This window comes from Viridibacillus sp. KH_047 (assembly GCF_057838945.1).
The window spans coordinates 2,486,789-2,511,297 of the sequence record NZ_CM174479.1 but is presented as its reverse complement, the minus strand read 5'-3'; the positions used below and the strand labels follow the sequence as shown (position 1 = coordinate 2,511,297).

Here is a 24,509-nt window from a genome sequence, read left to right as displayed (position 1 = left end):
TATGAAATTATGTTCTTTTACAGTGAAAAATAGTTATCCCATTGTAGATAGACTTGGTGCTGTTGAAAATGGCGGAATTATAGACTTAGCAGCTTGTCATCGTGCACTATTAAGATCACAGGGAGAAGTGGATGCTAATAGAATTCCTATAGTTACAAATGTATTCATACCTAATGATATGACATTATTTTTGGAAGGAGGTTCATTATCACTAGATGCAGCCAAGGCTGCAGTTACATATGCACAAACAAATTCAAATGATAATATTGAAAAATTTAATTACTCTTTCGAAGAAATAGAAATACAGGCTCCTATAAAAAATCCGCCTACCATTCGTGATTTTCTCTCTTTTGAAGAGCATTACCGGAATTCTTTAGGGGGAAATATTCCAGAAGTTTGGTATGAAAGGCCAATCTATTACAAGTCAGTAGCATCAACTATTATAGGTACGAATCAAACTTGTGAATGGCCAGCATATTCGAAAGTGATGGATTATGAATTAGAATTTGCCTGTGTAATTGGAAAACGTGGAGAAAACATTTCTATTGAGGAAGCATCAAATTATATTGCTGGATACTTAATATATAACGATTTTAGCGCACGTGATACACAGCTTCGGGAAATGGAAGGTAGGTTAGGTCCAGCAAAGGGAAAAGATTTTTGTACAAGTATGGGACCTTATATTGTGACACCAGATGAAATTGAAGATGTTTACAATATGAGAATGACAGCAAAGGTTAACGGCGAAATCTGGAGTGATGGACATACAAGTACAATGTATAGGACATTTGAAGAGATTATTTCATATGTATCGCAATCTGAACTGCTTGTACCAGGAGATATTTTGGGTTCAGGAACAGTTGGCTATGGCTGTGGATTAGAACTTGGGAAGTTTTTGAATGACGGCGATGAAATTGAATTAGAGGTAGGGAATTTGGGTGTACTTAAAAATAAAATTGTTGTGAAAAGTAAGGGGGAAGTAGTATGAAATTAAAACATTTTAGTTTTTTTATGTTACTTACTCTAATATTCCTATCACTAGTAGCTTGTGGAAAAGATAAAGAAACAAATGATAAGAAATCCAATTCTTCTTCACAGCAATTTGTTTTTAAATCGACAGTTCAAGCTCCTCAAAAAGCTGCTTTATCACAAGGCTTCGATGCATTATTAGATTCTATAGAGGAAAAATCAGATGGAAGAATTAAGTTTGAGCGTTATTATAGTGATGCTTTAGTGAAGCCAGCGGATGCGGCGGATGCGGTTGGCGCAGGTATTGCTGATGTAGCTTTAATAGCACCAAGTTATACACCTGCTAACAACCCATTAAGTACCCTTGAGTCAATACCTGCATTATGGAAGGATCAATGGACTGGGACACGAGCATTATTAGACTTATATAATGAATTTCCAGAGTTAAGAGGGGAATTTGAAAATAGAGGGATTTCCGTATTAGGCACATGGGCATTACCTTCATATCATATTTTTTCTAAACACGATGTAAATAGTTTTGACGACTTAAAAAATATGAAAGTAATTGCAGCTGGAGGTCAGGCGCTTTTTGCTAAGGCAGTCGGTGCGGTTTCTGTTGGAATTACAATGCCTGAAAGTTTTGAAGCGATGGAACGTGGAGCAGTTGAAGGCGGTTTCCTAGGTTATACATCATCTGCGACTTATGGTATTCATGAAATTGCTAAAAGTGTATGGACAATTCCTATCGGTAGTCAAGGCGGTATATTCGGTATGAACAAAGCAAAGTTCGATAAATTACCAGTTGATTTACAAGAGATTTTTAAAAAAGCTTCAATTGAAAATGCCGCAGCTTTTCATAATATTTATCAGGTGAAGAGTGAAGCTGAAGCCATCCAAAAGTATAAGGATTCCGGTGTAAAGATTAATGAAGCTTCGACAGCTGATATTGAAAAAATGAAGTCAATTGCAGAAGAGACAGTTTGGAAAGATTGGGTTAGTAGTCCAGATCGTTCTGGTAAACCAGCAGATAAAATTTTAAAACGCTTCTTAGAACTAATAGATCAATATGATAAAGAATTTCAAGAAAATGGAGCTAAATAAAAGGAGGCGAATCTATGAGTAAAATAGAAGCCATCCAAAAAAAGATTGAACTTTGGTCGGTGTATTTAGCAGGATTGATTATTATTATTTTAATGCTAATTATTACTACTGAATCGTTATTGCGTAAATTCGTCGGATATAGTATTCCAGGTATTTTTGAAATCTCAGCACAGTTAATGGTAGGTGTATCTTTATTAGGTATAGCCTACGTTCAGGATGAAAAAGAACATATAAGTGTAGATATTATGAATACGATATTACCTCAAACTATGATAAAACTCACAGATATATTGATAGGTATGATGGGTTTCTTTATTACGGCCATATTCGCTTATCAGGGGGTTTTAAAGTTTATCGAATCTTTTACCTTAGGTGAAACAACGATGGGGATTGTGTCTGTTCCATTTTGGCCGGGGCGACTAATCATCGTTCTAGCAATGACCTTAATCTGTATTCGATTTTTATTTGATTTAATACATTTACTTACAAATAAGAAGCAACTTGATTTAGTCAAAAATGAGGAAGACATCAAAAAATAAAAGATACGTTTTTTTATAAGGGGTGATGTCAGTGAGTTCAATTACTATCGGGTTTCTTGGTATAGTTATTATAGTTGCCCTTCTAATGCTACGTGTACCAGTTGCAGTAGCCATGGGAACAGTGGGGTTTTTAGGATATTGGATTATTAGCGGTTTCGAACCTGCAATGAAATTAATGGGGATGGTTCCCTTTTCTACCGTGGCAAATTATACATTTACGGTAATACCGTTGTTTATTTTAATGGGTTATTTTGTGTTCTATGGAAACTTAGCAACAGATATGTTTACTTCCATTAATAAGTGGTTCGACCGTATACATGGTGGGATTTGCTATGCAACAATTATTGGAGGAGCGGCTTTTGGGGCTGCGAACGGTTCGGGACCTGCATCCACTGCTACCTTAGCTAAAATCACTATCCCAGAAATGGAACGACTAGGTGTGAATAGACGTTTAGCATATGGAATTGTAGCTTCTGCTGGTCCTTTAGCTCAAATGATTCCGCCGAGTATGTTAATGATAATTTATGCAATCTTAGCAGAGCAATCTGTAAGTAAGTTACTTATTGCGGGGATAGTACCAGGTATCATCATTGCACTTAGTTACATTGTAACCGTATATGTACTCTTAAAAAGAAATCCCGACTTAGCGACAAAATCAGAACGCTATTCTATAAGAGAGAAGATATCTTCATTAAAAGGCATATGGGGAATAAGCTTACTAATTAGTGCTATAATGGCAGGGTTATATTTAGGTTTCTTTACTCCTACTGAAGCAGGTGCAATTGGAGCGACAATGGCATTATTATTAACTATATTCTCTGGTAAGATGTCTGTGGAGGGCTTTAAAAAATCGATAATAGAATCGATTAAAACAACAGCAACTGTATTTTTTATTGTTGTATCATCATTTTTATTTGGCTATTTTTTAGGGATTTCCCAAATTCCTAATGCTGTTTCAAGTTTCTTATCAGAATTAGATGTGTCACCAATGATTATTATGTTTGGTATCTGCTTAATGTATATTTTCTTAGGAATGTTTATTGATATGCTATCTGCTATGTTTTTAACAATTCCGATCATATTACCAACTGTTATTGCATTAGGGTTCGATCCTGTATGGTTTGGTGTAATTGTAGTATTTCTGGCAGAAATCTCATTAGTAACACCTCCATTTGGTCTAAGTATTTTCATGATTCAAGGAGCAATAAAGGGTAGTAAGTACTCAGAGATACTAAAGGGTTCAATTCCTTTTATAATTACTGACTTTATACTACTCATAGTATTCTTATTTTTCCCACAGATAATTTTATTTTTACCCAATTTAATGTAGCGAATAGTGCTAGTTAAGATATGTGGCAAGTTTTAATATTAGCCGAGAATGTTTTCTAGTTAATTCCTCATTTTAATTCCAACTTTCACACTCATAATCCTCTCCAAAGGTGGATTATGAGTGTGAGGTTTATATAATACCAAAAAAACTTCTATAGAAATGCAAAATAATCAAATAACAGCACCGAAAAAAAGCGGAATATATTATTATGAGGATATTACAAATTGGGATAGCAATTTAAAAGGAACAGCATATTACGCTTATTCTTTAATAGTAGATTAGAAAGTAATTAAAACATATTAGAAGTACCAACAGGAAAATAGCACAATTCTTTATGAATTGTGCTATTTTTGTTTTCTAAGAATTTAAGCGAATAGATCATTTCACTATAGGTAAACTAAACCATTCGCTTTTTTCTAGGAATTATTTATTTTTATTAACTATTTGAAATATCTACTCTTCAGAATTGATAAGTACTTGTTTTTTCGATTTATTACGAGACCACACTACTACTGGAATCAGTAAAAGAGAAAGAGTGCTTCCTACAAAGGAAAGTGTAGCATAACTAGAATTTGCTACGACGATACCTGACATTGCTCCGGCAGATGCTCCAGATAAGGCAATTAAAACATCTACTGTCCCTTGCGTTTTTGCACGAGTAGTAATAGTAGTGGCATCTACAATAAGCGCTGTACCACTAATAAAGCCGAAGTTCCAACCCATGCCAAGTAAAACAAGCGCAAGGATTAGGAACGGCAACGAATCTCCAGGTGCAAGAGCTGCTACTGTACCAGCTGCTAGCAGTGTGGCAGCAGCAGCAATGGCCATCGTGATACGTCCCATTTTATCTACAAGTACACCCGTTATGAGAGAGGGGAGATACATAGATCCAATATGAAAGCCAATTACCAAACCTATTGCATTTAACCCGTGACCATGGTGACCCATATGTACTGGAGTCATAGTCATTATTGCTACCATGACTACTTGTGTTAAGACCATTATTGTAGCCCCAACTATTATGCCTCGCTTATTCGCTGCTTGAGTAGTAGAATCTGTATTTAAATTATTACTAATATTAGCGTCCTTAGCTTCTGCGATTGCTTTTGCCACGATGAAAGGATCTGGGCGAAGGAAAATCAGTAGTACTAAGCCCGCTAGGATGAAGGCCGCTGCCCCAAGAATAAATGGACCAGCTAATGGAGGAATACCTAAGGAGAATGCCACACTTCCCATTACGCCTACTAAATTTGGTCCTGCAACCGCACCTAATGTTGTTGACACCATGGCTATACTGACCGCAGTTGCTCGCTGAGTAGAATTTGCTAAATCTGTTCCTGCATAGCGTGCTTGTAAGTTAGTCGCTGTACCTGCACCATAAATAAGTAGTGAAGCAAAGAGCAGAATGATGTTATTTGTAGTAGCAGCTAGTATTACCCCTAATGCCCCAACCCCTCCTGCTAAAAAGCCAGTTGTGAGACCCATACGGCGTCCAAACCGTTGAGTTAAGCGACCTACAATTAGTGCTGCACTTGCTGAACCTAAAGTTAGGAATGCAACAGGCAATCCTGCAAAACTATCAGTCCCCAGCATATCTTGAACTAAAAGTGCTCCAACAGTTACACCCGCAGCTAAGCCAGCACCACCAAATATTTGTGACATAACAATAATGAATAATGTTCGCTTATACAATTGTCGCTGTTTTTCTGGAGAATCAATATAACTCTGTAACCATGAAGCTTGGGTTTTTAATGCTTTAGAATCGTTATCTTCAATTGCCAATACAAGTCCGCCTTTCGATAAATAGAAATTGATTCACATGATTAGTTGTGAATTTATTTGTTTTTTAGCTTCCTACTTTCAATACACTTCTACTATATAAGATATTCTTTGGATTTAACAATATACAAAGCTTCTTATTTTTGAATAAGGTTATTTAATCCCTCTAGTGTTCTTCTAGTTTATAGGTGAAAGAGTAATTAATCAATAATTCAGAAAAAATAGAGTTCAATCAATTAAAAAATAACCCTTTAAATAAGAACAGTGCAGTACACCATATAAAGATACTTGAGCATTTATTGAAAAGATTCATTAGTGTACCTGAGCTATCAAGTTTTTTCATCGTTGCTCCAGCTAATGTAAGACCGAAAAACCAACACCATGATACGGCAATACAAGTTACGGTGAAAATAATTTGTTCCAGGCCAGCGTATCGTAATGCACTTGTCCCAATGACACCTACTGTATCTAAAATAGCATGTGGATTTAATAGTGACACCGATAACGCAAAGATGATTTGTTTCTTCATCGTTAAGCTTTTTCCTGTCTCAACTGTTGCCGGTTTAGAAGTCCAAATGGAATACCCCATATAAAGTAAAAAAATGATTCCAACACTCATTAACCCTAAGCGTAACCATTCAAATTGCAATACGATGGCAGATAAGCCAAACACCGCAAGTACAATAAGCAAAGTATCACAAAGTGAAGCAGTAATAGTCGCTGGTAGCGCCCTCAATAAATTTGGTTGCGAAGCACCTTGCGAGAAAATAAAAACGTTTTGTACACCTAAAGGTAAAATAAGTCCAAATGCGAGTATAAACCCATGTAATATAGCTTCCATATCAAAAAACTCCCTTCCATTACAACTTTACCTATGTTACAACTAAAAGAAAACATCCAATTGGTTGGTTTTTAAACCAACCAATTATGTGAGAGGAGAAGATCATTTTGCAATGGAAACCTAAACGACATTCACAACTATCTCTTCATAGCCAAATCGTTGATTGGATGACTTCTCTTATACAACAAGGTGAATGGACGATAGGGATGAAGCTACCACCTCAAAGAAAGTTAGCTGAAATGTTGGATGTAAACCGCAGTACGATTATTCAAGTATTAGATGAGTTAAAGGCCGATGGGTTACTTGAAACAAAAAGAGGCGGGGGAACGTTTGTGGCTAACAATAGCTGGAATGTTCTACTAAACAAATCACAGCCTAATTGGCAAAAGCATATTCAGACGAGTATTCATAAGCCTAATTACCATACAATTCAACTAATCAATGAATATGAACAAGATGAATCCATGATACGGTTAGGTACTGGAGAACTATCTCCTCAATTATTGCCAACCGATTTACTAGAAGAATCACTACAATCCATGTCACTTAACGCTCGTGATATAGGTTATTCAGAACCGAAAGGGAGTAAAAGACTGAGAACGGTATTAAGTGATTATTTGGGTAAACAAGGTATTCATACATCTGCTGAAAGCATTTTAATCGTTTCTGGTGCGTTACAAGCCCTTCAATTAATTTCAGTAGGTTTACTTGAACAGCAATCCATTATTTTTCAAGAGCATCCTTCATATTTAAATTCTGTTCACCCATTTCAATCTGCTGGAATGCAGATGATGTCAGTACAAAGCAATGAACGATTAGAAGAAACATTAAAAGCTTTAAAAGGAAAAAGACAATCTCTTTTCTATACTGTACCAACATTACATAACCCTACTGGAAAAATAATGTCAGTGGATGAGCGTCATCGATTATTGGATATCTGTAGTAAGTTGCAAATACCAATCATCGAAGATAATGTATATCAAGAATTATTATTTGAGGAATCTGTACCGGCTCTAAAATCATTTGATCAGTCAGGACAAGTGTTATATTTGGGTAGTGTATCAAAGACTTTAAGTCCAGGACTCCGAATTGGCTGGGTTGTCGCGCCTGAACCGGTTATCAATCGTCTCGCTGATATTAAAATGCAAACTGACTACGGTTCCAGTGCTTTTTCACAAGAAATCGTCGCACACTGGTTAGAGACTGGTTTATATGATCAACATCTTGGACAATTGCGCCAACAATTACAACAGCGCGCGTCGTTTGTTGAAAGAATTTTAGAACAGGAATTTAAAGAAGTAGCAACATGGGAGAAGCCAAAAGGGGGCTTTTATATTTGGCTGAGATTTAATGAGCCTATAGTTAATAAAGCATTGTTTTTAAAACTTATAAAGCAAAAGGTTCTTATCAATCCTGGCTACATATATGACCCTAATGATATGCATCATATACGTTTGTCTTATGCATATGCTTCATTGGCTGAATTACAAGAGGGGCTGGTTATATTATTATCTTGTATTAGATTACATTAATGTCAATTGACACTGTCTATAATGTATACGCTAGTATCAAAGTGAATAAAACGAACGAAACAATCAAGCCAATACCTTTCAAAAACCTCCAAATTGTATTCTTTACTAACTATAAGAATTAGAGAATAAATAGGTGCTTTTTCAATGGATATAACTTCCTTTTTCGTTGTAAACTAATTATTAGCTGTAATACATTTATGTTTTTAGGAGGAGTTATGAAAAAAATCACTTTATCTAATGGAAAAACAGTTGAGGTGGAATGCTTAAGTTGTGCAATAACAGGTGGGCTAATTGAAATTGATGGTGGTGTAATAGTTGAAACAGAGTATTTTCACGCGCATCAAGACGTTGCATATCCGATAGAGGGGTTAGTTATTTTAGCATCGAAACGCCATATTAAATGTTTGGATGAATTAAATGAAGAAGAAAAGATTGATTACATAAATTTGTTATCTAAGATTAGAAAAGCACAAAGAGATGTACTAGGAATAGAACATATTTATTACTTTTATAATGAAGATACTACCCATCACTTTCATACTTGGATGGTTCCTCGCTACGAATGGATGAATGAGTTCGGTCGTTCGGTGGAATCAGTTAGACCTGTTTTGCTTCATGCAAGGAACGAATTAAATAATGATGAAAATGTAAAAAGAGTAATTGAAGGAATAGATGCACTAAGAGAAGAATTGAATAAGTAACATTTTAATTTTCAATGTTATATAGAGGTGATAACGATGATAGTAGTAAGTTCATGTTTGGCAGGATTAAAGGTAAGATATAACGGTACACATAGTTTAGATTATAAAATTCATAAACTAATTGAAGAAGAAAAGGCTGTAACTGTATGTCCTGAACTGTTAGGTGGGTTTTCAACACCAAGAGAACCTGCGGAAATAATAGGGGGCAATGGGGAAGATGTGCTGGACGGCAAGGCTAAAGTAATTGAAAAATCAGGTAGAGATGTTACGGATTTATACATAAAAGGTGCTGTTGCTACGCTTAAAAAAGTACGGGAGCTCAATGCAACTATGATTGTCCTCAAAGAATACAGCCCATCATGTGGTAGTTCAATGATTTATAATGGGCAATTTGAAAATGAAAAAATTGTCGGAAACGGTGTTACGACTGCTTTACTCAAAAGAAATGGATTACAAGTTATTTCAGAAGAACAGTTTTCTGAAATTAAGGTTGAGGTATAACAAAAATAAATATAATCAAGAATTACTGGCTAACTATTATTTTGTAGACTGCTCGTGGGGATACAGATGATACGTTGCTTGGATTTGAGTTAGGTGAGGACGATTATGTCACAAAACCTTTTAGTCTGGCTATTTTATTTGCTAGAACGAAACGATTAATCGATAGTCGATATTCTTTTGTAAGGGAGACATTTAGAGATGATACATTCACCGGTAATGGTGTTCGTTTTGTATGAAATCCGTACATATCCACTTTTAATATGTTCGAAATTTAAACATCTAGTACATCCAATTAAATAAAAAAGGACTGTTTCAAGAGAAAACACTGCAACAATTCAAAAGCGAAAAAATAAAGTTTAGATGAATAAGGCTAGATACTATTAATCATAGTATCTAGTTTTATTTATTTATTACCGGATTTTCCATTGAATATTTCCTGCATTAATTTTTTGGCATGGTTATTGCTATAAGTTAAAGTGTTAAGACAAAATCGTTAGGTGGGAGGACGATTACAATCAACTTATTGCGAAATGTAAAGATTTTGGACTTTTCGGGATTGTTACCGGGTCCCTATGCGACCATGACCATTGCGGATTTAGGAGCAGAGGTTTTGCGTGTAGAATCGCCAACTAGGCCTGATTTAATCAGGTCTCTTGGAGGCAAAGAATCATCAACACATAGTTTTCTGAACCGTTCCAAACGTTCCTTAGCACTCGATTTAAAAATGGAGGAAGTTTCTATGATTACTTTGAAACAAAAGACGGACGCTATTTTTCTGTTGGTAGCGTAGAGCCTCCGTTTAGAAAACAGTTGTGTGAAGCGATTGGCCAACCAGAGCTGATTTCGGTGGGGATGAGTAATGAACCGGATGATATCCTTTTATTTACAGAAACGCTTCGGAAGTCTTTCCTTAGCAAAACCTATGTTGAATGGTTGCCGATTTTCCAAGAGTTTCAGGCATGTGTTGAGCCGGTCTTGCCTTTTTCTGAAGCGTGTGAACATCCGCAAATCAAGGCAAGGGAAATGGTGGTGGAAGTGACTAAGGCGGATGGAACTTCACAGTCACAAATCGCCCACCCGATTAAGTTCTCGTTAGGAAAGCCGAGCTATAAGCATGTCGGTCGGAAGCTTGGGGAAGATACAATTAATGTGATTATGGAATTAGGTTACAGTCAAGAACAAATTACGGAATGGAAAGAAAAAGGGGTTTTTTAAGGGGGAGGAAATCATAGGTTAAGATGAGTTACTTTTAAGGCGGATCTATTTGGTTAAACAAAGAGGAGGGAAATAATGTGAGCATGAAAGCCAATGTACTTGGAGTGAGTATGGTGAAGTTTAAAAAGCCTGGTATGCATGAACCGTATGAAGTAATGGCTGCAAAAGCTGTTCAAGGCGCATTGGAAGACGCAGGGATTGATTATCAAAATATTCAACAGGCGTATGCAAGTTATGTGTATGGGGATAGTACTTGTGGGCAAACGGCGTTATACAAGGTAGGAATGACAGGAATTCCAATCATTAATGTAAATAACAATTGTTCATCGGGCTCCACCGCTTTGTATATGGCCCGTCAAGCAGTAGAATCTGGCGAAGTTGATTGCGCTTTAGCACTTGGTTTTGAAGAAATGAAACCTGGTGCTTTGAGTAGTGTTTGGAATGACCGCACACCTCCAATGGGCTGGGCACTAGATCGATTGAATGAGCTGGAACCCGATTTGCCTGATGTACCTCTTGCATTAAAAATGTTTGGAGCAGGTGGCAAGGCTTATTTGGAAAAGTATGGAGCTAATTCGGACATTTTTGCGAAAGTGGCAGTAAAATCTAGAAAACATGCCGTGCAGAATCCATACTCAATGTTTGACAAGACATTAACTCTCGAGGATGTGATGAATGCGCCATTACTTTTCCCAACGTTAACTCGATTAATGGCATGTCCACCAACTTGTGGAGCAGCCGCAGTCATTGTTTGTACAGAGGGATTTGCGAAAAAGCATGGGATATCCAACGCAGTAGAAATCGTCGGGCAGGCAATGACTACCGATACTAACGTCAGTTACGAAAATCCAATGACAATCATTGGATCAGAAATGACTCAACGCTCTGCACTACAAGTGTACGAAAAAGCTGGGATAGGTCCGGAAGATGTTGATGTAGTAGAACTTCATGATTGTTTTACACCAAACGAAGTTGTTACTTATGAAGGACTAGGGCTTTGTAGTGAAGGAGGAGCGGAAAAGTTCATCAATGATGGTGATAACACGTATGGCGGGAAATATGTCATCAATCCATCAGGTGGATTAATGTCGAAAGGGCACCCTCTAGGCGCAACAGGTTTAGCACAATGTACAGAACTCGTATGGCAATTGCGCGGCCAAGCAAATAAGCGTCAAGTAGAAGGTGCAAAAATTGCGCTCCAACATAATCTTGGACTTGGTGGGGCATGTATCACAACGATGTATCGTTTAAGTTAATTGTAAGTTTTTACTATATTAACTGAATGTTTTGAATATATAATGTTTAATCGGTGTACTTTGCTATACTTAATAGTGAATTCTTATTTTTTATCAATCTATAAAAAGAAAATGTAAATTCACTGTTCAAGGAAAAGGAGCCGAAAATCATGCTGGAATTGAAGAAACTCATTACCCCTTTAAAACAGTATCTCTCGCCAGAAAGTACTCTTCAACAGGCAATTGAATTAATGAGGCAAGCACAGTGGAACACGATTCCTGTTATAAATAAATTCCGTCAAGTAGTCGGCGTTTTTAGTAGGACTGAACTTTTTAATGCATTGATCGCAGGAAAACCTATGGATACTAATATAAGCACTTTAATGAAAAAAGAAGCCATAACGATCCCTATTAACTCAAGTAATGAGGGAATGCAGAGTGCACTTGAGAATTCTAAAATAGGTATGGGAATTGTTGTCGATGAGGTAGGGCAGGTAATTGGTCAGGCGACTAAAACAGATGTCATTTTTGGATTGCTTCAGGAGACGAAATTACTCCAAGAGCAGTTAGAGCAAATTCTAGTCATCTCTGGTTTAGGTGCTCTTGTCATCAATCAAAAAGATTCAATTGTCTATTGTAATCCTAAGTTTTGCATGATGAGCGGTTATGCACATTCTGAACTACTTCATAAAGACGTAACGACAGTTATTTCAAGAATCCAATTGGATAGTATGTTACAAGCCAAGCATTATCGGCTTCGTATTGGTGATTTTAACACGCTAGCACGCATGGCTACTCATCGTACTGCCCAAGGTGAAGTCGGATATATTATTCTTTTTCAGGATATTACTGACGTTGAAAGAATGGCGCAGGAGTTACAAACTGTCTTGAAATTGAAAAGTATTATGCAAACGGTTATCAATAACGCCTACGATGGTCTCATCATGATCAATGAATATAAGATGATTACGTTTATTAGCCCATCCTTGCAGGAATTGTTTGCAATGGAAGAACAACAAATACTCCATCAGTCAGTTGATGATGTCTTTCCTCATATGGAATTACCTAAGGTGATGAAATCGGGCATCTCAGAATTTAGCGATATGATGGAGATAAATGGGATTCGATATACAGTTCATCGCATTCCGGTTTACCAATATGATGAAATAATTGGTGTAATTGGGAAAATTTCATTTCGCAGCTTAAATGAAATGCAAGAAGTATTTAAAAGATTTGAAAAAAATGAAATGATAAAGCAGAAGGCCGCAATCAAACACCAGGAAGCGACTAGGTTCACAGTAGAACAAATTATTACACAAGACGAACAGATGAAAAAAATCATTCGTTCAACTTTAAAAATGGCAAAAGGAACATCAACGGTTCTAATACGTGGAGATAGTGGAACAGGAAAGGAGCTTTTCGCCCACTCCATTCACAGCGCTAGCCCTAGGAGGGAAGAAGCGTTTGTCATTGTGAATTGTGCAGCTATTCCGGAACATTTATTGGAATCAGAATTTTTTGGATATGAAGGAGGAGCATTTACTGGAGCAAAACAAAAAGGTGAAAAGGGAAAGTTCGAACTAGCGAACGGAGGCACATTGTTTCTAGATGAAGTTGGAGATATGTCGTTGCAACTTCAAGCGAAAATGCTCCGCGTATTGCAAGATAAAGAATTTTACCGGGTTGGGGGAGTCGAGCAAATTCAAGTGAATGTAAGAATTATTGCAGCGACAAATCGTCCATTGGAAGAAATGGTGGAAAGCGGGGAATTTCGGGAAGATTTGTTTTATCGCCTGAATGTAATTTCGTTTGAGATTCCTCCATTACGAGAAAGAAAACAAGATATTTTGTTGCTGAGTAATACGTTTATCCAAGAGTTAAACAGGTCAAATGGAGTGAGCATTACCGGTATCGATCGACTGGCAGAAGAAGTGATGATGGCATATGATTGGCCCGGAAATGTTCGTGAGCTACGAAATGTACTTGAGCGTGCAACGATTTTTGCCGAGCATGGAAAAATAGAGCTTGAAGATTTACCACAGTACGTCGTGAACAAGGTAGAAATACTGTTAAAAAATGTAACTATGGGGCCGTCAAGAAACATGATGGAAAAGGCTGAAGAAAAGGCTATTCTTGAAGCTTTAGCAGAAACAGCAGGTAATAAGTCAAAAGCAGCAGACCTGTTAGGCATTAGCCGATCTGTTTTGTACGACAGAATAAAAAAGTATCAAATAGTAGTTTCATAGTTTTATTCTGTAAGGGGTGAAAGTATGTACTTCGAAGAATTTACAGTAGGTCAAGTTTACACAACCGGTTCTTACTTACTGACAAAAGAAGAAATCATAGCTTATGCAGCTCGGTATGATCCTCATGATATCCATATTAATGAACATAAAGCAAAAAGTAGCCACTTCAAAGGCATTATTGCATCAGGACTTCATACGCTATCTATTGCTACAAAATTAGGCGTCGAATTAGACGGTGTTACTAAGAAAATCATTTGTGGTGTTGGTATTGATGAAGTCAGATTTGTGAAACCCGTCTATCCTTCCGATGTGATAACAGTAAATATTGAAGTGTTTGATTGTACCCCCCACACTAAAAAAAATGACAGGGGATTTGTCACGTTTCGGTATGTGGTCAAAAATCAACGGAAAGAAATTGTTTTAACATTTTGTTTAACGGGTTTGCTTCAACGTGATCAATCGTTAATAAACACATGAACTGTTTTTGTTACAGTTCACAATCAATCTCACTTTCTTAATTAATTGAATATTTAAAAATTGATAAAAAGCCAGTGCTTGCTAGAATTGATTTTAAATTGTTATTCATGATAAGGGGGATGGAAAATGATTATCACTAAAAGTTTACTTTATGCGGCACGAACGTACCCGAAGAAATTAGCCATTATTGACGGTGAACAGAAATTTACTTATCAAGAATTAATGAAACGAACAGCAAAACTAAAAAAATCGCTTCAAGAGATGGGTGTAAAGAAAGGAGATCGTGTCGGCATACTATTGCTGAATGATTTTCGTTATATAGAGTTAATGTACGGTATAACCGCACTCGGTGCAATTGTAGTACCGCTCAATATTCGAGCGAATGCAGAGGAAAATTCATATGTCTTAAACAATTCGGGTGTAACTGTCCTGTTTGTGCATAAAGAGTTTTTGCAAGTTATTCCTCAACTGCGAGTAAACGTGCCAGGAATTCGCCACTTTATTCTTGCTGAGAATTCGGAATTGATGAATTCAATTGAATCCGACGAAATTCAATCGTATGAAAAACTGATTAAGGCACAACCAGATGAAGAGTTATCATATGAAGGAATCGAGGACGGAGATGTTGCTTGTATTTTTTATACGGGTGGAACAACAGGAAGCCCTAAAGGCGTCATGCTAACCCATAAAAATTTAATGGCCAATTCCTATAATATGCAAATAAATTTTATTTTCCGTGAAGATGATATTTACCTTCATGCAGCTCCAATGTTCCATTTGGCAGATCAGGGTTCAACATTTTTATTTACGATGATGGGTGCAACTCATGCAATCATCCGCATATTTACACCACAAAACGTACTTCAAGCATTTCAAGATGCCAAAGTTACGGTCTCAACGTTGGTTCCAACGATGCTTACTTTTCTTTTTCATGATCCTGAATTTAACAAATACGATATTAGTTCCGTACGAAGAATAACTTATGGTGCTTCTCCTATGTCCGTTGATTTGCTGAAAAAAGCACAGAGAATGATGCCTCACGCAAAATTTAACCAAGCATTTGGGATGACAGAGGCTTCACCTGTTCTCACTATATTGAAAGCAAAGGATCATGTGATAAATGGTACAAAAAAGGAAGAAAAGCGGCTGACTTCCTGTGGCCAGGCGGTGCAGGGAGTCGAAATGAAAGTTGTTGATCCTGAAGGAAATGAAGTGCCTATAGGTCAAGTAGGAGAGTTTATCGCTAGAGGTTCGAATATCATGAAAGGTTACTGGGGTTTACCAGAAGAAACAGCAAACGCATTACGAAATGGTTGGTACTTTACTGGCGACATCGGGTATAAAGATGAAGATGAGTATTATTATGTTGTTGATAGGGCAAAAGACATGATTATTACGGGTGGCGAAAATGTGTACTCTCTAGAAGTGGAACAAGTGTTATCCACCCATCCAGCCATTTTAGAATGTGCAGTTTTTGGCATTCCAGATGAAAAATGGGGCGAAGCTGTGAAGGCTTGTGTCGTATTGAAAGCCCCTAATACAGCGACAGAGAAGGATATTCAATCATTTGTTCAAGGGAAGTTAGCTAACTATAAAATACCTAAAACAATTGATATTATAGATGAATTACCGAAAAGTGGAGCGGGTAAGATTTTGAAACGTGCATTGCGTGACCAGTTCTGGAAAGAGACAGGGAAATATATACATTAGGTTTTCTAGCATTCTATTTTCATTAGTATAGGTGAAGGAAAGGAGCGTTCAAATTGACCAAAACTTATTTGAAGCAAGAGCATGAAATCTTTCGTAAAGCATTTCGAAAATTCCTTGAAATAGAGGTAGTACCCTTTTATGACAAATGGGAGAACGAACGGATTATTCCTCGTGCATTGTGGAATAAGATGGGGGAGCAAGGGTTTCTCTGTCCGTGGTTAGATGAGAAATATGGTGGCTTCAATGCAGACTTTGCCTATAATGTCGTGATTAATGAAGAATTGTTACGTGTTGGAACTAGCTTATTAGGGTTTGGTTTGCATAGTGATGTTGTGGTTCCTTATATTAATACTTTTGGCAATGAGGAGCAAAAGCAACGTTGGCTGCCCAAATGTGTCTCTGGTGATTTGATAACGGCGGTTGCAATGACGGAACCAGGAACGGGGTCCGATCTCGCGGCTGTCCGAACAACGGCAGTTCGAGATGGAGATGATTACATCATCAATGGGGAGAAAACCTTTATTACCAATGGGATTCTTTCCGACTTGATTGTTGTGGTATGTAAAACAGACTTTGAAATTGTGCCTGCTCATAAAGGGATTAGTCTTATCGTAGTTGAGCGTGATACACCTGGATTTTCACGAGGGAAAAAGTTGGATAAAATTGGTCTGCATGCGCAGGATACTGCTGAATTGATTTTCCAAGATGCTCGTGTACCTGCTAGTAACCTTTTAGGGGTGGAGGGGCAAGGCTTCTATTATCTGATGAGCAAATTGCAGGAAGAACGGCTTAGTCTCTGTATTGGTTCTATTACTCAATCAAAAGTCATGTTGGAAATGACGATGGAGTACGTGAAGAATCGTAAGGCATTTGGTCAATCGATAAGTAAATTTCAAAATACACAATTTAAGCTTGCTGAAATGGCCACAGAAATTGAAATTGGCAGTGTCTTTACAGATGACCTGATTACCAAGCATATGGCAGGTGACGAGATCGTTACACAAGTCTCAATGGGGAAATGGTGGCTTACCGATTTGGCAAAACGCGTGGCTAGTGAGTGTCTACAATTACATGGTGGATACGGTTATATGGAAGAGTACCAGATTGCGAGAAGATATCGTGACGTGCCGGTTGCCTCAATTTACGCTGGAACCAATGAAATCATGAAAACAATTATCGCTAAGAATATAGGCCTATAAGGAGGAATGCATTTTATGGAGAAAGAGATTGCAAGTAAGGTTGGGTTTGAGTTTGCAGCGTATCAGTTTGCTGTGGAAAGAGGGAAAATAAAAGAGTTTGCTATAGCAATCGGAGATGAAAATCCTATTTATTTTAATAGTGAAGCGGCGCAAAAAGCAGGGTTTCGAGACATTCCCATGCCGCCTACTTTTGCAACTGCAATTGATTTGTGGGCAGGTCCGGATTTTGAATCCATCGTCAAGGTACTTGAAATGAATCCGCTAAAAGTACTTCACGGGGAACAAGTATATGAATATTTCGGTGATATTTGCGCAGGTGATGAAATATTCGCAAAAACGACTGTAACAGGTGCTACCGTTAAGAAAGGTATGAATCTATTCACAACAGAAACGGAATACAAAAATCAGAACGATGATCGCGTGCTTGTTGCACAGTCAGTTGTTATTGAAAGACATTAATCTCGCATGAAAAGGGAGGAATGAATTATGAATACATTAGCTCAACTTGAAAAACCGAAGATTACTCATACACAGTTGGTGCGATACGCTGGCGCTTCTGGGGATTTCAATCCAATTCATACAGTTGTACCTGTGGCGGAAAAAGCAGGATTGGGTGGTGTAATTGCACATGGAATGCTCGTTATGGGATTTGCAGGTCAAGCACTTTCCCAATGGTTTCCAAGAAATGATTTACGCCAATTTAAAGTCAGATTTACTAATATGTCATTCCCAGGTGAGAAATTGAGTGTAACAGGGAAAATTATCGAAGAAATTGAGGAACATGGTGAAAATCGCTTGATTGGAGAATTGATTATAAAAAATGAAGCTGAAGAAATCAAATTGGCAGGTCAATTTGTAGTAGCAAAAAATGATTAATAGAAATGAAAGGGAGGAAATATAGATGAAATTAGTAGAAAATCAAGTAGCAATTATTACGGGTTCAGGTAGAGGTGTAGGACGTGCTTTGGCAGAGATGATGGCTGAGCAAGGTGCACGTGTGGTAGTCTCCGATATGGATCATCAGCCGGCTGAAGAAACAGTTCAAGCAATTAGAGAAAAAGGCGGCGAAGCAATTGCTGTTATTGGAGATGTTACTTCGCCTGAATTTCCTAAGCAGATAATAAGTGAAACGATTGCTGCCTATGGAAAGTTAGATATTTTAGTAAATAGTGCGGGTTACACATGGGATAATGTAATTCACAAAATGACGGATGATCAATTTCAAAAAATGCTGGATATTCATTTAATTGCACCATTCCGCTTGATTCGTGAAGCGGCTCCATATCTTCGTGATGCAGGTAAGACAGACCTGAAGGAAGGGAAAGTTAATTATCGGAAAATTGTGAATGTATCATCTTTAGCGGGTGTCATGGGGAATGCAGGTCAAGCAAATTATTCTTCTGCAAAAGCAGGATTAATCGGTTTAACCAAAACGGTAGCGAAAGAGTGGGCTGCATTTAATATAAACTGCAATGCAGTCGCTTTTGGTGTAATTGATACACGTTTAACCCAAGCAAAGGAAAAAGGGGAAATTGTGAATGGCGTGGCTGTCGGAATCCCTGAAAAGGCTAGAGAAATGTTCAAACAGGCGATCCCACAAAAGAGGGTTGGTACCGTAAGAGAAGCGGCGGAGAGCATTTTCTTCCTTGCATCGCCACAATCTAACTACATTAATGGCCATGTGATTAACATCAGCGGTGGAATGTATACTTAATTAAGTGAAGGTATTCACCTTTTAGTGAGAGAGTAGAGCAATAAGTGAAAAGTGCTAGGAATCGAAACATTTCATAATTGTTTCGATACTTGGCACTTATTTGTTTTCGGTTGAATCACATTTTATAAAACATGTTGATATAACTAATTGTTTCCTCGATTCTTTGTAGAAGGTTTTCCAGAGTTAAGGTAATCTAATTGTCACATGAAGGCATACCTGGTACGGAACCGCTAGTAGGAGATAGTCTCTTTTTGACATGTCTTCATCAGGAATATGCCATTTACCTTTCCAGAATGTACGATAGCCTGCTGAGCGAAAGTAGTCACCTAAAGTAGGAACTGTATTATGATCTAGCCAAAATACATCCGAGTCAAAAGCTCCTTTTGCAATGCCTGTTGTTTGTGTGACGCCATGCAGTGATGGATACTGTCCTGTGAAAAGTGTAGCTCTACTAGGAAAACAAGCTGTGCTACCAATATAGTGATTTAAAAATGCCATACCACTATCGAGAAGTGATTCCTGCGCTTTCAAGTTATTCTGACTCCATTCTTTTAGTTCTTCATTTTCATAAACGGTCGGAAATCGTTCTTCGTCTACAATAATGAAAAGAAAATTTGGCTGTCTTTTATGTGGCAGGCAACGATCATCTAGTTTCTTAGATTTGCCCAACTTATTTATTCCCTTTAATTTTGTAAGAGATATATGTCGTTATAATATGTAATGAAATGTTGAATGATTGCAAATTTTATCGAAAATTGAAAGGGGCTTATTCACTGTGCAATTTTAACTTTTTGAAAATCTAAAAATGCTATTTAAAGGGCATTATGAAATCGATTCGAAAAATACATTATGTGAAAATTAGAAAAAGCCCAATTTTAATATTAGAATTGGGCTCTTTTCCATAAGTTAATAATTTGTACGATTATTATTTTGTTGTTGTGTATGAATAGCTAGTAGACGTTGTTTTAATTCGCCTTCCATACGAGCAATTTCAATTTCAGCTGCTTTTCGTTTTTGACGTCCATCTGCTTGAATTTGAAGAGTTTCTTCGATTGTTTGAAGAAGGTTTTCTTGTGTTTTTTTCAAAGTATCGATTTCGATGAGACCGCGTTCGTTTTCTTTTGCAGTTTCAATCGTATTTACTTTTAGCATTTCAGAGTTTTTAAGTAACAGGTCATTCGTTGTTTTTGTAACTTGTTTTTGTGCTTCTACGGCTCTTCGTTGATTGTTTAAAGTAAGGGCGATAGCAATTTGGTTTTTCCATAAAGGGATAGCTGTCATAATTGATGCTTGAATTTTCTCTGCTAACGTCTGGTTCGTTTGTTGAATCATCCGAATTTGTGGCGCAGATTGAATTGTAATTTGACGAGATAGTTGTAAGTCATAGATACGTTTTTCAAGACGATCCACGAATTGAGCCAAATCATTTACTTCTTGTACAAGCATTTGGTCGTTAGCAAATTCTGCTTTTTGACGTAATTCAGGTAATAGCTTGGCTGTGATTTCGTCTCGTTTTAGTTCAGCTGCAGCGATATAAACATTCAATGCTTCGAAATACGTTTTGTTTTGCTCATATAGTTTATCAAGCATTTGCACATCTTCAACTAAACCCCGTTTAGAATGTTCCAATTGAATGCCTATGCGGTCAATTTGTGTGCTAAGTTTTTGATATTTTGTCATCATTTCTTGGATTGGACGTGCTATTTTACCGAAAAGTTTGCGAAGACCTGACTTTTTATCTTGAGAAAGTTCTTCAGGATCGATTTCAGATAGCTTATCCATTAAATCTTTTAAGACATCACCCACTGGACCAATATCTTTACGTTGTACATGGTCAAGCATTTGATGAGAAAAGCGTGAAAGTTCATTTTGAGCATTGGCACCATAAGTTAAAATTGATTCATAGTTGCCAACTGGAATTTGCGAAGCAAGTTGTTCCGCTTTCTTTTTATCCTCATCCGATAATCTGTCAATTTGTTTGACTGGCATGTCCGGAGCAGGGGAAGCAGATGGTGCTTTCGTTAGTTCTGGCTGCATATCAAAAGGATTGCTAAGTAGGTCGTCCATAGATTTAACTGGTTCGGGTGAAGATGGATTATTCGTCATATAAATTCTCCTTTCGAGCTAGCAAAGGTTTGTTTTTTTGCGTTGAGATCTGAGCAAAATCGAGTTCCATTTTTAACTCTTCTATATCAGATGCTAAGACCGCTCGTAGATCTTCTTGCATTGTATGATTTAAGTCTTCTAATGTATCTCGCGTTTGCTGAAGAGCAATATGAACATCCATGTCTTTAATCGGTTGCGTTGAGAGTAGGGCATATTTCTCAGTTAATTCAGCAGCTGATTCTAGATGTGCATAAAAGAAATCTTCGGCTTGGTAAAATTTCTTAGGGTTTGTCCGTACAATTTGGAAAATCCGTTTTGCTAATCGATTCATTTCAAATAGTTGTTTAAAGGCCGAGATTGAGCGTACCTTAGTGTAGTGTCGATTTAAGTTTTTAATTTGAGCTTCTGCTAACATCATTTGTTCTTTAATGTGACGATATTCTGAGCGAGTTATGCCTACCATTTTCAATTGCTTTCTTACTTGAACTTTTTTGACAATATAGGCTGTTGTAAAATAAGTGATTAAAGCTAAGCCAGAACATTCAAGAAAATTCAGTTTAAAACCAAATAGAAATACAAACCACATGAAGAAAGTAAAAGGGATTGTGATTGCATATCTTGCTAGAAAGTGTCGGAAATTGAGCATTTTAAATTCCTCCTTAAACACCCTAATACTATGTACGAAATTGATACAAGAAAGTTTCACTTTATCGTACAAAAAAGAGTCGGTTTAAACTATATCCGACTCCATAGAAGTATACCCTTTTAAATCATTATGTAATTCAACACGGAAACTATTATTTTCCGATTGTGGATTAACACCACGTTGTACATATTGAAGAAATTGGTCGATCTGCCGATAGTTCTCTCGATATCAACTTCAATTTGCATACGTTCATTTAAAAAAGTAGTTACCCTTTAAGCCGATTTCAATAGATTTTTGTTTAATGAAAAATCGATATCCGTTATTTTGAACTTTGCCAGTAAATACGAAATGCGCTCGCTTTTTCATTCTATTGCCCTCAATAAATTTAGAAGTGGTAAGCCGACATTTACTATATTGTCAGCTTACCTATCTTTATATTATATTATTGAGCGTTCTTTTTCCAATTTTTCGATGAGTTCATTTATATAATGGAGTACTTGTTGAGATGAGCTTTCAACCTCTTTTAATGCTAATTCAGCATCGGCGATTTTACCTGCGTTATAGGAAACAGCAGCTCGTTTTGCAGCTTCATGAACTTTTTGGTGATGTGCGTCTAACTCAATATAGGCTCTTTCTCGACCGAATCTAACGCGTGCTTTTTCAGATGAATACCATTTCCCTAGTCTGCAATCTCTATGTGAAGAGACTTCACTTTCTTCGATTCTCTCTAGCCCTAAGAACATATTATAGACGCGCCATTTCCATAGAATATGATCTGCTTTTGATAATTGTAATAGGGCATTACTTGAAAGTTGGACATTATTACTTTCAACTATACTTAATCGGAAATGATTAATCTCAGCACCTAGTTGGTGGATACCGGCTGATGTTGCTTGTCCTAATTCGCGAATATTATCTTGCAAATCAGAAATTTGTATCATACGATGAGAGACTTCATCTATTGCTGCAGCTTGCTGTTCTGATATTGCTGCTGTATTTGTTACATCGACATTAATCTCTTCGATTGCTTCTACGATTGAGGACAGAAGGGGGAGGGAATCTTTTGCCTCATTTGTAGCTTCTTTTATAATAGTCGTTGTTTGAGAAATCGATGTTGCTACATTACTTGAATAACTTTTTAGATGTTGTACGTTTGAAGAGACTTCTCCTAATGCTGATACAGTGTTTTCTGCGAGCTTACGAACTTCTTGTGCAACAACAGCAAAGCCCTTTCCGTGTTCACCTGCACGTGCAGCTTCTATAGAAGCATTTAGAGCAAGTAGGTTTGTTTGATCAGCAATCTCTTTAATTAAAGTGACTACATTCTCGATATCATTGACTCGTTTTTGTAATTCACTGAATGATTCTACAATCGATGTGAAGGTTTCTTCCGTTTTAAAGATTTCATTTAATGCTAAGTCAATGGTGTTTTTACTATTAGTTGCATATTCGACAGAGTCAGCTGTTTTTTCAGAAATACGGGCGGATGTTTTAGCTACTTCACTAATGGAAGCAGTAATCTGTTCGGTTGCAGCAGTGGATGATTGAATTTCTTCGTTTTGACGATCCAAACTATATACAAGGTCTTTCATATACATAATTTGTGAGTTCGTATCCATTATGGCTGAAACTTCACTAACTGCGTGTTCAATCATTCTTTCTGTGGCTACCTCAAATAGTAGTTCTTGATCGATATTCACAGCACCTTGAAATGAACGCATCAAGTCGAATGCTTTGGCAGGTTTGTACCCAAAGTTATACAATATGTGTGTAGTCACATAAAAAGCAAATTGATTGAAGATAACAATGGTTTTACCTGGTTCAAATTTATGGTGTCTGAATAAGTAGAAGAAACGAACAGTTTCATCTACGTACTTTTCATCTCTAGGATGTAAAAAGAATGCATTTAAGTATTTTTCTATATATTGATCAGAAATTGGATTATGTTTATCTGGCGCAATTTCATCTAAGTATTTTGTGAAAATATCTCGCATGGAAGGTGTACATTCTAATAATTTTGAATACAGTTCTTTTAAGTTTTCCTCATCTCTTGTATGGAAATTATTAAATGCTAATGTATCTTTAAATCTCCCAATGGTATTGATATCAGTTCCTCTTTGGAGTAGCTGAGCCATTTCTAATTTGGGTCTAATAGTAGCAAACATCCGTATCCCCCTGTGTTAAAATGTTGTATTTTTATAGTAATTTTAGCACATTAATAGTTGGGAATAAAGGCACAATAAAAGGTTTCGGTAGAATTCAAAATACAAATAAAAGGATTTGAAAAATATGTATAAAATAGTTTATATGAAAGCGGATTATGAGCCATGGTGGCAATTTGAAGGTTGGGAAGACCATATTGTTGAAGAAAATGTATTTGAAATTAAAGAAGAAGCAGAGCATTTTTTGATTAAAACTTTACAAATTTTCAAAGAAAAGTATGAACATGACGCTAGTAAAAAAGAACGATTCTGGGCATTTTGGTCTGATGATGAAGTTGGGTTTTGTGAAGCTTGTGATGAAGATATCCAAACTTATCACGGTATTATTTGGTTAGATGAGAAAAATCAACCTTAAATATAAGAATATTTACCAAAAATCATGAACATTCATTGACAAAACTTCCAGCTGTACGTATAATTGTCTTAACAATTGAAATTGATTAACC

Annotated in this window: 23 protein-coding genes and 3 pseudogenes; 19 read left to right on the top strand and 7 right to left on the bottom strand. The window is 36.9% G+C overall.

Going from position 1 to position 24,509, the window contains the following annotated elements; all coding sequences use genetic code 11:
- Position 1: 1 nt before the first annotated feature.
- From AC3IS5_RS12425 to AC3IS5_RS12410, 4 genes are read left to right on the top strand one after another with little or no spacing between them, the layout of a single operon-like run.
- Positions 2-988, top strand: a complete 987-nt coding sequence (locus AC3IS5_RS12425; protein WP_489424694.1) for a fumarylacetoacetate hydrolase family protein — start codon at positions 2-4, stop codon at positions 986-988.
- Entirely contained in the window at positions 985-2,070 is a 1,086-nt protein-coding gene (dctP, locus tag AC3IS5_RS12420; protein WP_489424693.1) for a TRAP transporter substrate-binding protein DctP, read from the top strand. The genes AC3IS5_RS12425 and dctP overlap by 4 nt, the downstream gene beginning before the upstream one ends.
- Positions 2,071-2,084: 14 nt before the next feature.
- On the top strand, positions 2,085-2,609 hold the full coding sequence (locus AC3IS5_RS12415; protein WP_489424692.1) for a TRAP transporter small permease: 525 nt from the start codon (positions 2,085-2,087) through the stop codon (positions 2,607-2,609).
- 31 nt (positions 2,610-2,640) lie between these two features.
- Positions 2,641-3,939: a TRAP transporter large permease gene (locus AC3IS5_RS12410; protein WP_489424691.1), complete on the top strand. Its 1,299-nt coding sequence runs from the start codon at positions 2,641-2,643 to the stop codon at positions 3,937-3,939.
- A gap of 453 nt (positions 3,940-4,392) precedes the next feature.
- On the opposite strand, the gene AC3IS5_RS12405 is transcribed toward AC3IS5_RS12410, so the two are convergent.
- Positions 4,393-5,721, bottom strand: coding sequence for an MFS transporter (locus tag AC3IS5_RS12405; RefSeq protein ID WP_489424690.1), 1,329 nt, complete (start codon positions 5,719-5,721; stop codon positions 4,393-4,395).
- Between the two features lie 229 nt (positions 5,722-5,950).
- Entirely contained in the window at positions 5,951-6,559 is a 609-nt protein-coding gene (locus tag AC3IS5_RS12400) for a LysE/ArgO family amino acid transporter (protein WP_489424689.1), read from the bottom strand.
- A gap of 107 nt (positions 6,560-6,666) precedes the next feature.
- Between AC3IS5_RS12400 and AC3IS5_RS12395 the strand changes: the two genes are divergently transcribed.
- The 14 genes and pseudogenes from AC3IS5_RS12395 to AC3IS5_RS12330 all read left to right on the top strand — a co-directional run bounded on the left by AC3IS5_RS12395 (position 6,667) and on the right by AC3IS5_RS12330 (position 19,089).
- Complete coding sequence (locus AC3IS5_RS12395) at positions 6,667-8,091, top strand: aminotransferase-like domain-containing protein (RefSeq protein ID WP_489424688.1); 1,425 nt, start codon at positions 6,667-6,669, stop codon at positions 8,089-8,091.
- A gap of 215 nt (positions 8,092-8,306) precedes the next feature.
- Positions 8,307-8,792 carry an HIT family protein gene (locus AC3IS5_RS12390; RefSeq protein WP_489424687.1) on the top strand — a complete coding sequence of 162 codons (486 nt, stop codon included), beginning with the start codon at positions 8,307-8,309 and terminating at the stop codon, positions 8,790-8,792.
- Positions 8,793-8,828: 36 nt separating this feature from the next.
- Entirely contained in the window at positions 8,829-9,293 is a 465-nt protein-coding gene (locus AC3IS5_RS12385; RefSeq protein ID WP_489424686.1) for a 2-thiouracil desulfurase family protein, read from the top strand.
- Positions 9,294-9,340: 47 nt separating this feature from the next.
- Positions 9,341-9,517: pseudogene (locus AC3IS5_RS12380) on the top strand (DNA-binding response regulator); the annotation flags it as partial.
- A gap of 356 nt (positions 9,518-9,873) precedes the next feature.
- Positions 9,874-10,083, top strand: coding sequence for a CoA transferase (locus AC3IS5_RS12375; protein ID WP_489424685.1), 210 nt, complete (start codon positions 9,874-9,876; stop codon positions 10,081-10,083).
- A 3-nt stretch (positions 10,084-10,086) separates the two neighbouring features.
- A pseudogene (locus tag AC3IS5_RS12370) lies at positions 10,087-10,508 on the top strand (CoA transferase); the annotation flags it as partial.
- An 83-nt stretch (positions 10,509-10,591) separates the two neighbouring features.
- Positions 10,592-11,764 (top strand): lipid-transfer protein, encoded by a 1,173-nt coding sequence (locus AC3IS5_RS12365; RefSeq protein WP_489427882.1) that lies wholly within the window; start codon positions 10,592-10,594, stop codon positions 11,762-11,764.
- 149 nt (positions 11,765-11,913) lie between these two features.
- The gene (locus AC3IS5_RS12360) at positions 11,914-13,989 is read left to right on the top strand and encodes a sigma 54-interacting transcriptional regulator (RefSeq protein ID WP_489424684.1); all 2,076 of its coding nucleotides are present in this window, start codon (positions 11,914-11,916) and stop codon (positions 13,987-13,989) included.
- Between the two features lie 24 nt (positions 13,990-14,013).
- Entirely contained in the window at positions 14,014-14,466 is a 453-nt protein-coding gene (locus tag AC3IS5_RS12355; protein WP_489424683.1) for a MaoC family dehydratase, read from the top strand.
- Positions 14,467-14,592: 126 nt separating this feature from the next.
- Positions 14,593-16,176 carry a long-chain-fatty-acid--CoA ligase gene (locus AC3IS5_RS12350; protein WP_489424682.1) on the top strand — a complete coding sequence of 528 codons (1,584 nt, stop codon included), beginning with the start codon at positions 14,593-14,595 and terminating at the stop codon, positions 16,174-16,176.
- Positions 16,177-16,229: 53 nt separating this feature from the next.
- Positions 16,230-17,375: an acyl-CoA dehydrogenase family protein gene (locus AC3IS5_RS12345; RefSeq protein ID WP_489424681.1), complete on the top strand. Its 1,146-nt coding sequence runs from the start codon at positions 16,230-16,232 to the stop codon at positions 17,373-17,375.
- A gap of 15 nt (positions 17,376-17,390) precedes the next feature.
- On the top strand, positions 17,391-17,834 hold the full coding sequence (locus AC3IS5_RS12340; protein WP_489424680.1) for a MaoC family dehydratase N-terminal domain-containing protein: 444 nt from the start codon (positions 17,391-17,393) through the stop codon (positions 17,832-17,834).
- A 27-nt stretch (positions 17,835-17,861) separates the two neighbouring features.
- Positions 17,862-18,251 carry a MaoC/PaaZ C-terminal domain-containing protein gene (locus AC3IS5_RS12335; protein WP_489424679.1) on the top strand — a complete coding sequence of 130 codons (390 nt, stop codon included), beginning with the start codon at positions 17,862-17,864 and terminating at the stop codon, positions 18,249-18,251.
- Between the two features lie 25 nt (positions 18,252-18,276).
- Positions 18,277-19,089: an SDR family NAD(P)-dependent oxidoreductase gene (locus tag AC3IS5_RS12330; protein ID WP_489424678.1), complete on the top strand. Its 813-nt coding sequence runs from the start codon at positions 18,277-18,279 to the stop codon at positions 19,087-19,089.
- Positions 19,090-19,344: 255 nt separating this feature from the next.
- On the opposite strand, the pseudogene AC3IS5_RS12325 reads toward AC3IS5_RS12330, so the two are convergent.
- The 5 genes and pseudogenes from AC3IS5_RS12325 to AC3IS5_RS12305 all read right to left on the bottom strand — a co-directional run.
- Positions 19,345-19,725 (bottom strand): annotated as a pseudogene (locus tag AC3IS5_RS12325) (sulfatase-like hydrolase/transferase); the annotation flags it as partial.
- Positions 19,726-19,995: 270 nt separating this feature from the next.
- A complete protein-coding gene (locus AC3IS5_RS12320; RefSeq protein WP_489424677.1) occupies positions 19,996-21,195 on the bottom strand; it encodes a toxic anion resistance protein in 1,200 nt (399 codons plus the stop codon).
- Positions 21,185-21,841: a 5-bromo-4-chloroindolyl phosphate hydrolysis family protein gene (locus tag AC3IS5_RS12315; protein ID WP_489424676.1), complete on the bottom strand. Its 657-nt coding sequence runs from the start codon at positions 21,839-21,841 to the stop codon at positions 21,185-21,187. The genes AC3IS5_RS12320 and AC3IS5_RS12315 overlap by 11 nt, the downstream gene beginning before the upstream one ends.
- Before the next feature lie 249 nt (positions 21,842-22,090).
- Positions 22,091-22,207 carry an acylphosphatase gene (locus AC3IS5_RS12310; RefSeq protein ID WP_489424675.1) on the bottom strand — a complete coding sequence of 39 codons (117 nt, stop codon included), beginning with the start codon at positions 22,205-22,207 and terminating at the stop codon, positions 22,091-22,093.
- Between the two features lie 71 nt (positions 22,208-22,278).
- Complete coding sequence (locus AC3IS5_RS12305) at positions 22,279-24,006, bottom strand: methyl-accepting chemotaxis protein (RefSeq protein ID WP_489424674.1); 1,728 nt, start codon at positions 24,004-24,006, stop codon at positions 22,279-22,281.
- A gap of 124 nt (positions 24,007-24,130) precedes the next feature.
- Here AC3IS5_RS12305 and AC3IS5_RS12300 point away from each other — a divergent pair, with 124 nt between their 5' ends.
- Positions 24,131-24,418 (top strand): DUF1033 family protein, encoded by a 288-nt coding sequence (locus tag AC3IS5_RS12300; RefSeq protein ID WP_489424673.1) that lies wholly within the window; start codon positions 24,131-24,133, stop codon positions 24,416-24,418.
- The last annotated feature ends 91 nt before the right edge of the window (positions 24,419-24,509 follow it).

Coding starts and splice junctions, on each gene's coding strand:
- AC3IS5_RS12425 (WP_489424694.1), top strand. CDS start 2: ATGAAATTATGTTCTTTTACAGTGAAAAATAGTTATCCCATTGTAGAT.
- dctP (WP_489424693.1), top strand. CDS start 985: ATGAAATTAAAACATTTTAGTTTTTTTATGTTACTTACTCTAATATTC.
- AC3IS5_RS12415 (WP_489424692.1), top strand. CDS start 2,085: ATGAGTAAAATAGAAGCCATCCAAAAAAAGATTGAACTTTGGTCGGTG.
- AC3IS5_RS12400 (WP_489424689.1), bottom strand. CDS start 6,559: ATGGAAGCTATATTACATGGGTTTATACTCGCATTTGGACTTATTTTA.
- AC3IS5_RS12390 (WP_489424687.1), top strand. CDS start 8,307: ATGAAAAAAATCACTTTATCTAATGGAAAAACAGTTGAGGTGGAATGC.
- AC3IS5_RS12385 (WP_489424686.1), top strand. CDS start 8,829: ATGATAGTAGTAAGTTCATGTTTGGCAGGATTAAAGGTAAGATATAAC.
- AC3IS5_RS12375 (WP_489424685.1), top strand. CDS start 9,874: ATGACCATTGCGGATTTAGGAGCAGAGGTTTTGCGTGTAGAATCGCCA.
- AC3IS5_RS12365 (WP_489427882.1), top strand. CDS start 10,592: ATGAAAGCCAATGTACTTGGAGTGAGTATGGTGAAGTTTAAAAAGCCT.
- AC3IS5_RS12360 (WP_489424684.1), top strand. CDS start 11,914: ATGCTGGAATTGAAGAAACTCATTACCCCTTTAAAACAGTATCTCTCG.
- AC3IS5_RS12355 (WP_489424683.1), top strand. CDS start 14,014: ATGTACTTCGAAGAATTTACAGTAGGTCAAGTTTACACAACCGGTTCT.
- AC3IS5_RS12350 (WP_489424682.1), top strand. CDS start 14,593: ATGATTATCACTAAAAGTTTACTTTATGCGGCACGAACGTACCCGAAG.
- AC3IS5_RS12340 (WP_489424680.1), top strand. CDS start 17,391: ATGGAGAAAGAGATTGCAAGTAAGGTTGGGTTTGAGTTTGCAGCGTAT.
- AC3IS5_RS12335 (WP_489424679.1), top strand. CDS start 17,862: ATGAATACATTAGCTCAACTTGAAAAACCGAAGATTACTCATACACAG.
- AC3IS5_RS12330 (WP_489424678.1), top strand. CDS start 18,277: ATGAAATTAGTAGAAAATCAAGTAGCAATTATTACGGGTTCAGGTAGA.
- AC3IS5_RS12320 (WP_489424677.1), bottom strand. CDS start 21,195: ATGACGAATAATCCATCTTCACCCGAACCAGTTAAATCTATGGACGAC.
- AC3IS5_RS12315 (WP_489424676.1), bottom strand. CDS start 21,841: ATGCTCAATTTCCGACACTTTCTAGCAAGATATGCAATCACAATCCCT.
- AC3IS5_RS12310 (WP_489424675.1), bottom strand. CDS start 22,207: ATGAAAAAGCGAGCGCATTTCGTATTTACTGGCAAAGTTCAAAATAAC.
- AC3IS5_RS12305 (WP_489424674.1), bottom strand. CDS start 24,006: ATGTTTGCTACTATTAGACCCAAATTAGAAATGGCTCAGCTACTCCAA.
- AC3IS5_RS12300 (WP_489424673.1), top strand. CDS start 24,131: ATGTATAAAATAGTTTATATGAAAGCGGATTATGAGCCATGGTGGCAA.